11 protein-coding genes and 1 pseudogene are annotated in these 14,234 nt (G+C 50.6%); 2 read left to right on the forward strand and 10 right to left on the reverse strand.

Annotated elements, in window-relative coordinates:
• Positions 1-36: 36 nt before the first annotated feature.
• From glxK to allA, 10 genes and pseudogenes are all read right to left on the reverse strand, one after another.
• Positions 37-1,184: pseudogene (gene glxK / locus K8W53_RS24000) on the reverse strand (glycerate 3-kinase).
• 22 nt (positions 1,185-1,206) lie between these two features.
• Entirely contained in the window at positions 1,207-2,505 is a 1,299-nt protein-coding gene (locus K8W53_RS16375; RefSeq protein ID WP_052939318.1) for a uracil/xanthine transporter, read from the reverse strand.
• Positions 2,506-2,563: 58 nt separating this feature from the next.
• Complete coding sequence (gene allB, locus K8W53_RS16380; RefSeq protein ID WP_000006865.1) at positions 2,564-3,925, reverse strand: allantoinase AllB; 1,362 nt, start codon at positions 3,923-3,925, stop codon at positions 2,564-2,566.
• Positions 3,926-4,003: 78 nt separating this feature from the next.
• Entirely contained in the window at positions 4,004-5,458 is a 1,455-nt protein-coding gene (locus K8W53_RS16385; RefSeq protein WP_000401064.1) for an allantoin transporter, read from the reverse strand.
• A 95-nt stretch (positions 5,459-5,553) separates the two neighbouring features.
• Positions 5,554-6,801, reverse strand: coding sequence for an MFS transporter (locus K8W53_RS16390; RefSeq protein ID WP_000005070.1), 1,248 nt, complete (start codon positions 6,799-6,801; stop codon positions 5,554-5,556).
• Positions 6,802-6,866: 65 nt separating this feature from the next.
• On the reverse strand, positions 6,867-7,745 hold the full coding sequence (gene glxR / locus K8W53_RS16395; protein ID WP_000765810.1) for a 2-hydroxy-3-oxopropionate reductase: 879 nt from the start codon (positions 7,743-7,745) through the stop codon (positions 6,867-6,869).
• A gap of 100 nt (positions 7,746-7,845) precedes the next feature.
• Positions 7,846-8,622: a hydroxypyruvate isomerase Gip gene (gene gip, locus K8W53_RS16400; RefSeq protein ID WP_023224419.1), complete on the reverse strand. Its 777-nt coding sequence runs from the start codon at positions 8,620-8,622 to the stop codon at positions 7,846-7,848.
• A 12-nt stretch (positions 8,623-8,634) separates the two neighbouring features.
• Complete coding sequence (gene gcl, locus K8W53_RS16405; protein WP_023203040.1) at positions 8,635-10,416, reverse strand: glyoxylate carboligase; 1,782 nt, start codon at positions 10,414-10,416, stop codon at positions 8,635-8,637.
• An 84-nt stretch (positions 10,417-10,500) separates the two neighbouring features.
• Positions 10,501-11,319, reverse strand: a complete 819-nt coding sequence (allR, locus tag K8W53_RS16410) for an HTH-type transcriptional repressor AllR (protein WP_000141265.1) — start codon at positions 11,317-11,319, stop codon at positions 10,501-10,503.
• A gap of 78 nt (positions 11,320-11,397) precedes the next feature.
• Positions 11,398-11,880 carry an ureidoglycolate lyase gene (gene allA, locus K8W53_RS16415; protein WP_000764659.1) on the reverse strand — a complete coding sequence of 161 codons (483 nt, stop codon included), beginning with the start codon at positions 11,878-11,880 and terminating at the stop codon, positions 11,398-11,400.
• A 226-nt stretch (positions 11,881-12,106) separates the two neighbouring features.
• Between allA and allS the strand changes: the two genes are divergently transcribed.
• Entirely contained in the window at positions 12,107-13,033 is a 927-nt protein-coding gene (gene allS, locus K8W53_RS16420) for an HTH-type transcriptional activator AllS (RefSeq protein ID WP_000460169.1), read from the forward strand.
• A 69-nt stretch (positions 13,034-13,102) separates the two neighbouring features.
• On the forward strand, positions 13,103-14,197 hold the full coding sequence (gene mnmH, locus K8W53_RS16425; RefSeq protein WP_023224416.1) for a tRNA 2-selenouridine(34) synthase MnmH: 1,095 nt from the start codon (positions 13,103-13,105) through the stop codon (positions 14,195-14,197).
• The last annotated feature ends 37 nt before the right edge of the window (positions 14,198-14,234 follow it).

The raw sequence follows: 14,234 nt of genomic DNA on the forward strand, positions 1-14,234 counted from the left end.
ATTTTGCCACGGTGAGAACCGTGGCTTTTTTTATGCTTAACGAGTCCCGATGTCCTGGCCAAGTTTGATGACGCGGGCAATATTACAGGCGCTGTGGTAGAGATTTTGTTCACCGTTCGCCAGAACTTCCGGCAAAGGCGCCAGCCGCGGCAAAATACTGAATACGGCATCAATACCGTGGCGATGGACCACTTCCACGCCGTCGCCCAGTACGCCGGCAATGCCGATAACCGGGACGTGATGCCGTTTCGCCACTGACGCAACGCCTATCGGCGCTTTTCCTCCCGCCGTTTGCGAGTCGATTCGTCCTTCTCCGGTAATCACCAGCGAGGCCTCTTTTACCGCCTCCTCCAACTTCACCGCCTGCATAACAATCTCAATACCGGGCTTCATTTCCGCTTCCAGAAAGACGATAGCGGCAATCCCCATTCCTCCGGCCGCTCCACCGCCCGGTATTTGAGACATGTCGCGTCCGGTCAGGGCATGTAAAACACGGGCATAATTACGTAATCCATTTTCCAGCGTCTCGACCATTTCAGGCGTCGCCCCTTTCTGCGGACCGAATACCGCCGCCGCGCCGCGTGGCCCCACCAACGGGTTATCAACATCACAGGCGACCTCAATACGACACTCTGAAATTCGCGGATCGCACCCCTGCAGGTCAATGCTCGCCAGGCGCGATAAATTGCCCCTCCGGCGCCAAGCGGCGTTCCCTGCGCGTCCAGAAAACGCACACCGAGCGCCTGCGCTACTCCCATTCCGCCATCCACCGTGGCGCTGCCGCCGATACCCAGAATAATATGGCGAATCCCCGCGTCCAGGGCGTGACGAATCAATTCGCCGGTGCCGAAACTGGATGCCAGCAGCGGATTACGCGCCTCGGGCGCCACCAGCATCAATCCGCTCGCCGCCGCCATTTCAATAATCGCCGTTTTGCCGTCGCCGGTCAGGCCATAAAATCCGTTTACTTTTTCCCCCATCGGCCCGCTAACGTCCACAGAAACCCGTTTCCCGCCGGTCGCTGCCACCATCGCGTCCACGGTTCCTTCTCCGCCATCGGCGATCGGTAAACAGACATAGCGCGCATCAGGAAATACGGTTGAAAATCCCGCTTTAATAGCCTGACAGCATTTATCAGCGCTTAAGCTCTCTTTAAATGAATCTGGCGCAATTACAATCTTCATTATGTCTCCTTGTTTTCTCACGTTATTTAATGCGTTCCCACGGAATAAGATTTTCCATAAGCACTGCCAGTAAGATTCCCACCAGTAATCCGTTGCTAAGCAAAGGACGAACCATCAGTGGAAGATCCTGTAAATAGACCGGAGGAAGCCCCATCAAAAAAATGCCGACAAAAAGTGGTAATGCCAGGCGATAAATATTCCGTGCGGTAAACGTAATTTGCTGGCTAAAAACCAAACCGGAATAAAGTAAAGGTAAATAAGAGACCAGCATAACGGCGCTGCTGATCGCCAGTGGAATAGCGCAAAATAAGCGGGTTAACGGCGTTATAATGGCAACCAGCAGACACAGCGCGCTACCACAGATAAAGGATTTGCGAGAACTGTCGCCGGTTTGCGTTAATAAACCAATGGAAGACACAAAAGGCGAAAAAGGCACGACCGCGAAAGGCACCGTCACTAACGTCATCAGTCCGGAAATCATAAAGCTTCGGCGATAACGAGAACTGCCCGACCCTTGATGCAGATAAAAGATATCGGTACCGCGGATGGCGCCGTAAGTGTTGCTGATGTTGACTAACCCCGTCATCACCGCCGTCACAATAATACCCGGCATCAGCGTGCCGTGGCTGCCCAGCGGAAACCATCGCCAGCTTAATTCACCCGGCGGTAAGTGTGATGAAGGAAAGCATAACCGCCATAGCCCCCACCCGACCACGGTCCCTACCAGTAACGCGTAACGGGAGATACGCTGTTGCAGGAAAATAATCATCGCGAGGATAAAACACATCACCGCGACCGCCAACCCAAAGGGGGCCAATTTGATTCTGGCGCTGGTATCGGCAATGCCAAAAGGCAGCCCCAGCATGCCTTTAAAAAATATTGAGGTCAGCTGCGCGCCCAAAAGCAGCATGAAAAAAACCATTACCGCCGGCGTAAACAGGCGAGCCAGACGGTGTCCTAACCCGCTAATGCCGATAAATATCGTCACCATCGCGGAGATCGCGATCCCGACCGACAGGCTGGAGGCGATATCGTTCAGCGGCGTGCCGCGAGACGCCTCGCCAAGCGTAATCGTAAGAATAGCCCCCCACCACAGCCCTGTCGGCCCTTCCATAATGGCGCGGCGATGGCCGCAAAATGCCTGAACCAGGCAGGCCAACGCGGTGGTCAAAAAAGCGTATTGTGTGAGCATTAACAGGTTATCAGCGGGAAGATGAAAAGCGGACAGCAAGGTAGGGGGAACCACAACCGTGTTACAGAAAATAAAGAAAAACCACTGAAAGCCGGACAATACACTTTCGCGGTTAATAACAGGGAACATATCCACACCTTAAAATAGAGAATGCCCGTCGTGACGACGGGCATTAAATCACACCGGATTACTGCTGATGTTTAAGGATAAACTGACCTTTTGGCGGCACAGGGAAGCCATGCTCGATGTCATAAATAACATCGCCGCGCAAAATCGTTTTGGTAATACGCGCGCCAATAGTACGGCCAACATACGGACTGACTTTATGGCGATATTCCAGATCTTCATTTTTCAGAACATAGCTGCTGTCAGGCTGAATAAAGACCAGGTCAGCATCTTTGCCGGGGGCAATACGTCCTTTATGTTTCAGACCAAAAATATCGGCGGCGTTGGTCGCCATTAATTTGCCAAACATCGGCAACGACATACCGCGTTTTTGCACCGCTTCATCAAACATGACGTCCATGCAGTTTTGCAGTCCGGCAATTCCACCCCATGCTTGCATGATATTGCCTGCTTTCATTTCCGGAGGACATGGAGAGTGGTCGGATACCAGGCAGTCGATTTCGCCGTTAAACAGTTTTTCCCACATCCCTTTCTGGTTTTCCTGGTCGCGAATTGGCGGAGAACATTTTGCCAGGGTGCCAATCTCTTCGAACTGATCGGTATCGAGGACAAAATAGTGCGGGCACGATTCACAGGTGACATCCTGGCCTTCCTGACGCGCGCGCGTTACTTCCTCTACCCCCTCCGGGCTGCTGATATGGCAAACATGCAGACGGCAACCTGCCGCTTTCGCCAGATACAGCACGCGACGAATGGCTTCCACTTCAGTAAATACCGGACGTGAGGCGACATAATCATGCGCCGTTACGCGACCTTCGCGTTTAGCTTCCTCGCCCAGCTCATCGCAAATCAGAGCATTTTCGCAATGTACCAGTACCGTCTGGTCCATCTCCCCCAGTTTCTGCGCGCCTTTGTAAAACTGCCAGTCATTAACGTCGCGAAAATCATTATCGATGCCACGATCGCCGCAGGTGGCAACAAAGCACTTGAAGCCGACAACGCCCACTTCGTCCAGCTCATGCAGCCGATCCAGGTTATAAGAAACCAAACCGCCCAACTGCGCGGCGTCGATGGTCAATTTACCTTTTGCCGCGTCAAACTTGAGTTCAATCGTCTCACGATCGACCGTCGCCGGCAGCTGATTGAGCGGCATCTCAATCATCGTGGTAATACCGCCTTTCGCCGCCGCGCGCGTACCGGTTTCATAGCCTTCCCAGTGGGTACGGCCCGGTTCAGAAATGTGGGTATGCGCGTCAACCATGCCCGGCGAAACGATCAATCCCGTCGCATCCAGCACATTTTTCGCTTCCCCCAGGTTCTCGCCAATCGCGGCGATTTTTCCGCCCTGGACGGCGATATCGATAACTCTCGCTTCGTTTTCTAAGATGACAGTACCGTTCTTAATAATTAAATCAAAAGACATAACAAACTCCTTGTATGGATACAGATAGTTTTTAAATAGCGCACACTTCATTAAATACGCTTAATGCTTTTTCAATATTTAACCTGCGAGTTTTTGCTCTCCTGTATTTTCAAAACCCGTGCGTTTCTTCAATAGCGCATAAGCAACGAACGCAACTATTACGCCTACAAACCAGGACACGCGGGATAAAGGCTCCATAAATGGTATAAACTTGCCGCCTAATGACAGAATGACTGCGACCAGAGTGACTGAAAATGCAGTCAGGTTAAATCCATTATCATAATATTTGTAATCACCGCTGGCGGTGTACAGCTCATCAAGATTAATTTTTCCACGCATTACCACAAAATAATGAGCTAACATTACGCCGATTACCGGGCCAAGCATACCGCCGATAATATCGAGGAACAGATAAATACTGTCCTGATTCTCCATTAATTTCCATGGGCAAATCAGTAGACTGATAATACTGGCAATCATTACGCCATTTTTATAGTTAAGCTTTGTCGGGGCAAGCGCCGCAATTTGATACCCCGCAGGTATAATATTACCGGTAGCGTTGGTTGAAATTGTCGTCATCAGAATCACCAGCACCGCAAAGAATGAAGCAAACAGACTGTCCCAGCGCTGCACAATATCCAGCACGTTCCAGGTATCCATACCATAATGAATACTGGCTCCGGCAATAATGCACACGCTGGCTACGGCGAATAATATATACGCTACGATAAGCCCCAGCGTTTGTCCCAATGCCTGAGCGCGAAATGAATGCGCGTTTTGCGTGAAATCGGACGCGCTCACCGCTGGCGCAGCCCAGACGGCGACTACGGCGTTAATCACCACCAGGAACAGAAAGCCGCTGTGCTCTGCTTTTTGCACGCCTGAAGGCAGATAGTCCAGAATCGGGCCAATGCCGACCAGCGATATTGCCCAAATAGCCATGCCGCCAAAGACAATGTAAATACATGGATTGAGGATAGCGGTAAATTTATTTAATACTTTACCACCGCCAAAACCGATGCCAACGTTAATAATCCAAAAAATTAGAAAAGTAATTAGTCCTGGCAGTGAAAGACCCAGCAGCTTGAAATCTCCGCCTAATGTCAGAAATCCTGGCCAGATCTTCCCAATCAAAATAAGAAATGCCAGCGATCCCGCGTAACACTGCAAGCCGAACCACATGATTGCTGCGATTCCCCCTCGTAATAATCCAGGGAATAGCGCGCCGCGGACGCCGTAAGAACCTCGCAATATCATAGCAAAAGGAACGCCATATTTGCTGCCTGCCGCGCCATTCATTACCATCGCCGCCGCAATAAATAATGCGCTGATAATAATGGCCAACATGATATTAAATGTTGATAGCCCCAGTATAAAAAAACCGCCGACCATAACGTAATTTGGCACGTTATGTACAGATCCCATCCATAAGGTGAAATAGTTAAATGCCTTCCAGTTTCGTTGGGTTTCTGTTTTAGGTAATAAGTCTTCGCTATAACCGCGCTGCTGATATAGCTCTCTTTGATGTTCCATAAATCCCTCTTTTCACGCATCGGATAACGTTGTTATGGGTTTAGCTATGAGGAACAAATAAATATAAAATAAAGAAACAGTAGATATAATTATTTTTAAGCTGAAGCAATACGTTGCGTTGCTTTCTTTTTATATAAAGTGACGACAGCAAAGATCAGTGTTCCGGTGACCACTAAACATGCTGAAATCACAAAACTGATCTCCTTCGACCCCGTTACATCCGAAATAAATCCGGTCAACGTTGGGGCGACAACCGCTGAACTCATGCCAAAGAAGTTAAAAAGGCTGAAAGCTCTTCCCAGACTTTTTGCCGAAGCCTGTTCAGATACAAAGGAGATCAGGATCGGGTCTACCGCCATTTTCCCCAACAAGCCGTATAGCGTCAGGCTGACCATCAGCATCGTGGTATTCGGGGACAAAACCGTAAACGCCAACATTGCTGCCGCCACAATTTCCAGACCGAGAATAACCTTAACTTTACTGTTACGGAATTTATCTGACAGATGGCTAAAAAATAACGCCCCCGGTACGCCAACCACCGCCACCAGCGCTGATGCCAGCCCGATAGCTCCGCCATCAAATCCTCTTTCAGTCTGGAGATAAGAGGGCAGCCAGGTCACTATCAAATAGTAACCGTAGCAGGTACAGAAATAGAGGAAGTAAACGCTACACAATAAACCAGAGAATAAAGGTGCGCGTTTCTCATCTTCCGTAACGGTTTGGGTTTGCTTTTCCGCTTGCGCAGAGTCGCTTTTGGCTTTACCGCGAATGATCAGCGTAAAGACGCACAGCATGATTACTAATATCGCGGCCACGATATACAGTACATTCTGCCAGGCCATGCTCATGTTTTTTACTAATACGCTGGAACCGATTAAGCCAATCCCCATCCCTATAGCCGACCCGCTGTTGATAATCGCGTTGGCTAATGCCCGACGGGCCTGCGGCACGTTTGCCGAAGAGAGTGAATAAGCCGAGCTAAAGAAAGAAGCGCATCCGCCACCTGCCATTAGCGACCCTATATAGATCATGGTCAGGCCATTGGCTTTCGCGATACAGAGTGTACCAATAATAAAAAGCGTAAATCCGGCCATCAGCATGATTTTTTGACCGAATTTATCGACCAATATTCCGCAAGGGATTTGCATACTGCAGTAAGCAAAAAAGTAAAAACTTGCAATGGCGCCTATTTCAGCATTACTTACATTGTCTAAAGATGCCTGAATTTCTGGATAAATTGGCGTAAGCACGGTGCGATAGATCCAAATCGCTACCCAGCCCAGACTCATTACGACAACAATTTGTTTCCAGTAATCAATTCCGGATTTTTTAGTTTCACTCATGTTCTTCACCTTTACAGAGTGTTCCTTGTGAACAGGTATCGCTGCAGCCGCAGCGATACACATAATTAGGACAATTTATGATTGGCCATTAATTCCAGCGCCTGTACCATTGCCGAATGATCAAGCTGGCTCCCGCCATTTGCCGCACAGGTATTGAATAATTCCTGGCAGGTCGCCGTATTCGGTAAATTCAGCGCCAGCGCTTTTGCGCTTTGCAATGCAAGATTAAGGTCTTTCTGATGAAGCGCGATTTTGAAACCAGGCTCGAACGTCCGGTTGATCATCCGCTCGCCGTGAACTTCCAGAATGCGTGAAGAGGCGAACCCGCCCATTAACGCCTGGCGCACGCGTACCGGATCGGCACCTGCTTTTGAAGCAAACACTAAGGCTTCAGAAACCGCTTCAATATTCAGCGCAACAATAATTTGGTTAGCCACCTTACAGGTTTGCCCATCCCCATTGCCGCCCACCAGGGTGATATTTTTTCCCAGGATGTCAAAGAGCGGTTTAACGCGGTCAAAGACTTTTTGCTCGCCGCCGACCATAATCGACAGAGTGCCTTCACGCGCCCCGATTTCTCCCCCGGAAACCGGGGCATCCAGGTAATCAGCGCCCATTTCATTAACGCGCTGGGCAAAACGTTTGGTTTCGATAGGAGAAATAGAACTCATATCGACGATGGTTTTTCCCTGAAGCGATGTTTTAGCGCAACCGTGTTCGCCAAATAACACGTCTTCAACCTGCGGCGTATCCGGCACCATTATGAAGATGATGTCTGCAAATTCAGTTACCTGACGTGCAGTCTCAACATTTACCGCCCCCAGCGAGAGCAGTTCGTCCGCGACCGGACCAATAGTCGTAACGTGTAATTGATGACCGGCGCGTGCCAAATTGATAGCCATTGGCGAGCCCATAATTCCCAGGCCAATAAATCCCAGTTTCATATACAACCTCTTTTATTGCTTTCGGTGTTTCCAGATTCAGGCAATACAATCCCCTTCCAACACAGTGGAAAAAAAAGCGCTGCCCGAATTATTCTGCGTTTTAACGGTACTGATTAATCCACGATAATCCCGCTTCCGTGGTAGTCAGTGGTTTATATTCACAGCCAACCCAGCCATCATAACCAGACTGTTTAATGACATTAAAAATAAAGTCATAATTAATTTCCCCGGTCCCCGGCTCGCCGCGACGCGGGTTATCAGCAATCTGTAAATGGCCTATTTTATCGGCCCATGCCGTCATGGTTTGCGTTAATTCCCCTTCCATGCGTTGCATGTGATAAATATCATACTGAATTTTGATATTATCGCTGCCGATATCCTTAATTAATGCTAACGCCTGTTGAGTGCCGGTGAGATGGAATCCCGGCATATCAAAGTGATTAATAGGTTCGATAAGTAATAAAATGTCTTCTTTCGCCAGCATATTTGCCGCATAGCGCAGGTTTTCGACCAACGTGTCGTGGATCTCCGTTGCGGAGAATCCTGACGGCGTTTTACCTACCAGACAATTTATTTTCTTATTACCTAACGCACGTGCATAGCGGATTGCGGCCGCTATGCCATCGCGAAACTCTTCTTCGCGCCCAGGAATACAGGCAATTCCACGTTCGCCAGCCGCCCAGTCGCCAGCCGGTAAATTATGTAACGTATGTTCCAGATTATTATCCTTGAGCTTACGTTTTAACACTTCGATATCGTTATCGTAGGGAAACATGAATTCCACGCCGCGAAATCCCGACAACGCCGCTTTATCAAAGCGTTCCAGGAAATCATATTCCGTAAACAGCATAGAAAGATTGGCAGAGAAACGTAACATCGATTACCTCCCTTACTCATATTTCATAAAACAGGTTTCTGTTGGCGCATCTTTCGCACTATCCGCAACCTCTTCAAACTCAGTTACGTTATCCAGTTCGCTGCCCATGGAAATATTGGTTACGCGTTCCAGAATGACTTCCACCACCACCGGAACGCGATATTGCGCCATTAGCGCTTTGGCTTGTTCAAATGCAGGCGCAATATCTTCCGGTTTAAAGACACGAATGGCTTTACAGCCTAACCCTTCCGCCACTTTTACATGGTCAACGCCATAGCCATTCACTTCGCTGGAGTTGATATTTTCAAAGGCGAGCTGTACGCAGTAGTCCATGTCAAATGCGCGTTGCGACTGGCGAATCAGACCAAGATAAGCGTTGTTAACCAGCACATGGATATACGGAATGTTAAACTGCGCGCCGACGGCTAACTCTTCAATCAGGAACTGGAAGTCGAAATCGCCGGAAATCGCCACCACATTGCGTTGCGGATCGGCAGCACAAACTCCTAATGCCGCCGGGATTGTCCAGCCAAGAGGCCCCGCCTGGCCGCAGTTGATCCAGTGTCTGTCTTTAAACACATGCAGCATCTGCGCTGCCGCGATTTGCGACAATCCAATGGTGGTGACATAGCACACATCGCGACCAAAGGCTTTGTTCATCTCTTCATAGACGCGCTGCGGCTTCACTGGCACGTTGTCAAAGTGGGTTTTACGCAGCAAAGTCCGTTTACGCTGCTGGCATTCGTCCACCCAGGTCTTCCGGCATGGCAAACGCCCCGCTTTTTGCATCTCCTGCGCGACATCGATCAGCAACGTTAGCGCCGCTTTGGCGTCCGAAACGATGCCCAGATCCGGACACAACACGCGGCCAATTTGCGTTGGTTCAATATCGATATGGATGATTTTTCGCCCCTGAGTATATTTCTCAACGGACCCCGTATGACGGTTGGCGAAACGGTTACCGATGCCAAAAACCATATCAGATGCCAGCAGAGTGGCGTTGCCGTAGCGGTGTGCCGTTTGCAGGCCGACCATCCCCGCCATTAAGGGGTGATCGTCCGGGATACAGCCCCAGCCCATCAGAGTAGGGATCACCGGTACGCTGGTCAGTTCGGCAAACTGCTGCAGCAGTGGCGCGGCGTCGGCGTTAATAACCCCGCCGCCCGCGACAATTACCGGACGCTCGGACTGAATCAGCATCTCCAGCGCCTTTTCAATCTGTACGCGGCTGGCGGCTGGCTTATATACCGGCAACGGCTCATAGATATCCGGATCGAATTCGATCTCCGCAACCTGGACATCAAACGGTAAATCAACCAGCACAGGACCTGGGCGGCCTGAGCGCATCAGATGAAAAGCCTGCTGTAATACGCGCGGCACCAGCGCCGCCTCACGAACCGTCACTGCCATCTTGCTGACTGGTTTTGCAATCGCTTCAATATCGACTGCCTGGAAATCTTCCTTGTGCAGACGCGCTCGTGGCGCCTGACCGGTAATGCATAAAATCGGGATAGAGTCGGCAGAAGCGGAATAGAGCGCGGTGATCATGTCGGTTCCCGCCGGGCCGGAAGTGCCCAGGCAAACCCCAATATTACCTGCCGCCGCACGTGTGTAGCCCTCAGCCATATGCGAAGCGCCTTCCACATGACGCGCCAGTATATGGCGAATGCCTCCATGCTTACGCATTGCAGAATAGAAGGGGTTGATTGCAGCCCCAGGAACGCCGAATGCTGTGGTGATACCTTCTTTTTCCAGCACATACATTGCCGCATCCACGGCTCTCATTTTTGCCATTTTATTGCTACCTCTTTTTATTGGAAAAAGTTTCCAACTTTTAAAAATTTTAAAAAAGTCCCGCTCCAGCGAGCGGGATGCGGCTCAGGCTACAGGGGGTTTTAGCCCAAGCGCCGTACTGATGTCTTTCGCGGTATCCCGTACCAGTTCACCCTGGCTGATAAAGCGATCTTCCGTCAGCCGGGAAGCCGGTCCCGATATTGAGATAGCGGCGACCACGCTGCCCGCATCGTCATAGATAGCGGAGGCGATACAATTCAGCCCGACAACATGTTCTTCCTGGTCAACGGTGTAGCCCTGTTCACGCGCCTGCTCCAGATTTTTAAGCAGGATAGGTAAATCCACCAGAGTGGTCGGCGTAAACCGCCGCAAACCGGTATTGACGACGATCCCCACCAGCTCTTCTTCGGTGAGCGGGTAAAGCAGCGCTTTTCCGGCGCCGGAAGCATGTAACGGCAGACGACTCCCTAAGGGCGCGCACATTCTGACCATCGATTTGCACTCCTTTTGACCGATTAACACCGCTTCATTACCGTTGCGAATCGCTACGTTGACCGTCTCGCCAGAAAGCAGCATAAGTCGGTGCATAAAGGGTCCGGCCACCGAGAGGACATCGCGATTATGAATATACGCAGAGCCCACATTAAATACGCCTAAACCAATATGCCACCAGCCAAGCTGGCTATCCTGGTACACAAAATCAGCCGCTTGCAGTACCTTTAACAGGCGAAACGTCGTAGAAAGCGGTAAATCCAGGCTGCCGGAAATATCGCTAACTGATGAACTGCCGCCGCTTCTTTCGAGATATTGCAATATCGCTATGCCCCTCTCCAGCGCCTGAGCGCCTTTCTGCGCAGTCGGCTCTGCCTGTCCTGGCCTGCCGCGTCGTCTTACTTCCGTCATATTTACGTTAACTCCGGCCCAAAATATGAGCATAAACAATGAACAATATGTTCATCTTATGCAAGAAGGCCAATAGCGTCACGCAAAACAGAGTTCATGTGTCGGGATACTTTCAACATCACAGTTATCGCTGCCACCGCGATCCACCGTCAGAAAATCGGTAACCGTCTGCCACGCAAACAGCGGGTGATGCCATACATTACGGTGATAATTGACGCCCTGCCGTCCATTGCTAATAAACGCCCGCAGCGTGGAGAGATCGGGTTTATCATCGCCGAGCGCGACAATAACGACAAAAGCCTCGCCGTTCATCGGCACAAACGCCTGCGTACCTAAAGGATGACGTTCCAGTTCATGTACCACAATAGGCATCGCGGCCGGTTGCGCCCTGTTAATACTGATCAGCGTGCGATCCTGCTCCAGAACTTCAACCTTCGCCAGGTCGTGATATCGCTCAACTAACCCGTTGTTTATATGAAAAAAGTCACGTTCCTGCGTCTCAATAACATCGCCATAAGCGCTGAACGTCTTCTGATCTAACGGTAATACCTCAAGTTTCATTATTTTTCCCTTGTAGCTCGATTCCGTTTAACCGCGGTTTGGACTCTGTCCGGTTTCAATACCATGCAATCTAAAACCTTCGGGATTTAACATCAACATAAAAGTTGGAATATTTTTCCAAAAGTAGATTTAGACCACAAATCAAACATGGCTATTATGTAAAACTACTTAAAAATCATAGGAAAACAATTCTGGTTTTATCAGGATCGTAAGGAGGCGTCTGACGATGTTTGACCCGGAAACACTGCGTACCTTTATCAGCGTTGCCGAAACGGGGAGTTTCTCCAAAGCGGCGGAGCGCCTGTGTAAAACCACGGCAACCATTAGCTACCGCATCAAACTGTTGGAGGAAAATACCGGCGTAGGGCTGTTCTTTCGCACAACGCGAAGCGTCTCGTTGACGGCGGCGGGCTCTCACCTTCTCTCTCAGGCAAAAGACTGGCTTGCGTGGCTGGACAGTATGCCTGACGAGCTACGCCAGGTTAACGACGGCGTAGAGCGTCAGGTCAATATTGTGGTTAATAACCTGCTCTATAGCCCGCAAGCGGTCGCCAGTCTCTTATCGTGGCTTAATGCGCGTTACCCTTTCACTCAGTTTCACTTTTCCCGGCAAATTTATATGGGCGTCTGGGATTCGCTCCTGTATGAAGGTTTTTCGCTGGCGATTGGCGTAACTGGCACCGAGCCGTTGGCTAATACCTTTATGCTCGACCCTTTAGGTTCCGTACAATGGCGTTTTGTGATGTCCGCGGATCATCCTTTAGCTCACGTCAGCGGGCCTCTAACAGAAGCGCAGCTGCGCCGTTTCCCGGCAATTAATATCGAAGACAGCGCGCGTACGCTGACCAAGCGGGTAGCCTGGCGCCTTCCGGGGCAGAAGGAAATTATCGTGCCTGATATGGAAACCAAAATCGCCGCTCATCTGGCAGGCGTCGGTATCGGTTTTGTCCCGCAGCCGCTCTGTCAAACGCTGATCGACAAAAACGAACTGGTGAGCTGTACCATTCCGACGATGCGTCCGCCCTCACCGTTAAGCCTCGCCTGGCATAAATTTGGCGGAGGCAAAGCGGTAGAAGACATTGTGAAATTATTTACCCAACGGCAACCCGAAATAGCCGGTTTTTTATCCATTTTCAACACGGTACGCTGTTAAAAATCAAGCCACTTTGCGAATTGGCGCGTAAAATAGCGCAAAGGATGATTTAAGGTTACGTTTTACGTTATGCAAGACAGACAAAAAGCACAGGACTATCGCGCGCTCCTCCTTGCCGATACGCCTTTAATTGATGTACGCGCGCCGATTGAGTTTGAACAGGGCGCCATGCCGGGCGCTATCAACCTGCCATTGATGATGGATGACGAGCGAGCCGCCGTCGGCACCTGCTACAAACGTCAGGGCGCGGATGCGGCGTTAGCGCTGGGGCATCGGCTGGTTTGCGGCGACATTCGCCAGCAGCGGCTTGAGGCCTGGAAAGCCGCGTATCAACGTTTCCCCAACGGGTATCTGTGCTGCGCGCGCGGCGGTCAGCGGTCACATATCGTACAACGTTGGCTGCAAGAAACAGGGATTGACTGCCCGCTTATTGAAGGCGGCTATAAAGCGCTGCGCCAGACAGCAATTCAGGCGACCTGGCAACTGGCGCAAAAACCGATACTTTTAATTGGCGGCTGTACGGGCAGCGGCAAAACGCAACTGGTGCGACAACAGCCCAACGGCGTGGATCTGGAAGGTCTCGCGCGTCATCGCGGCTCCTCTTTTGGCCGCACGCTGAACCCCCAGCTCAGCCAGGCCAGTTTTGAAAACAAACTTGCCGTTGAATTGCTGAAAATTAACGCGCGTCAGACGCTAAAAAGGTGGGTACTGGAAGATGAAGGGCGAACGATCGGCGCCAACCATCTGCCTGAGTGTTTACGCGAAAGAATGGCGCAGGCCCCCATTGCGGTAGTGGAAGATCCGTTTGCGCTTCGTCTGGAACGACTGCGTGAAGAGTATTTCATCCGTATGCATCACGACTTCACCCACGCCTACGGCGATGAAGCCGGTTGGCAGGCGTATAGTGAATATCTTCATCATGGACTGTTCGCTATTCGCCGCCGTCTGGGGTTGCAACGCTTTGCCGAACTGACGGACACGCTGGATAGGGCGCTGGCGGAGCAATTATCCAACGGCAGCACCGACGGCCATATGGCATGGCTGGTTCCGCTACTTAACGAATATTACGACCCGATGTATCGCTATCAACTGGAGAAAAAAGCCGCGAATATCGTTTTTCGCGGCCCATGGCAAGACGTTGCCAACTGGCTAAAAGCGCAATAGCTTACTTTTATTGCCGGCTGACGCTACATTGAGCCGG

The organism is Salmonella sp. A29-2 (genome assembly GCF_020150755.1).
Taxonomy (GTDB): Bacteria; Pseudomonadota; Gammaproteobacteria; order Enterobacterales; family Enterobacteriaceae; genus Salmonella; species Salmonella enterica.

What these genes read in the sequence shown, in the direction of transcription:
- glxR (WP_000765810.1), bottom strand. Translation starts at nt 7,745, where the DNA reads ATGAAACTGGGATTTATTGGCCTGGGAATTATGGGCTCGCCAATGGCT.
- allA (WP_000764659.1), bottom strand. Translation starts at nt 11,880, where the DNA reads ATGAAACTTGAGGTATTACCGTTAGATCAGAAGACGTTCAGCGCTTAT.
- gip (WP_023224419.1), bottom strand. Translation starts at nt 8,622, where the DNA reads ATGTTACGTTTCTCTGCCAATCTTTCTATGCTGTTTACGGAATATGAT.
- allB (WP_000006865.1), bottom strand. Translation starts at nt 3,925, where the DNA reads ATGTCTTTTGATTTAATTATTAAGAACGGTACTGTCATCTTAGAAAAC.
- allS (WP_000460169.1), top strand. Translation starts at nt 12,107, where the DNA reads ATGTTTGACCCGGAAACACTGCGTACCTTTATCAGCGTTGCCGAAACG.
- gcl (WP_023203040.1), bottom strand. Translation starts at nt 10,416, where the DNA reads ATGGCAAAAATGAGAGCCGTGGATGCGGCAATGTATGTGCTGGAAAAA.
- K8W53_RS16385 (WP_000401064.1), bottom strand. Translation starts at nt 5,458, where the DNA reads ATGGAACATCAAAGAGAGCTATATCAGCAGCGCGGTTATAGCGAAGAC.
- K8W53_RS16390 (WP_000005070.1), bottom strand. Translation starts at nt 6,801, where the DNA reads ATGAGTGAAACTAAAAAATCCGGAATTGATTACTGGAAACAAATTGTT.
- K8W53_RS16375 (WP_052939318.1), bottom strand. Translation starts at nt 2,505, where the DNA reads ATGTTCCCTGTTATTAACCGCGAAAGTGTATTGTCCGGCTTTCAGTGG.
- allR (WP_000141265.1), bottom strand. Translation starts at nt 11,319, where the DNA reads ATGACGGAAGTAAGACGACGCGGCAGGCCAGGACAGGCAGAGCCGACT.
- mnmH (WP_023224416.1), top strand. Translation starts at nt 13,103, where the DNA reads ATGCAAGACAGACAAAAAGCACAGGACTATCGCGCGCTCCTCCTTGCC.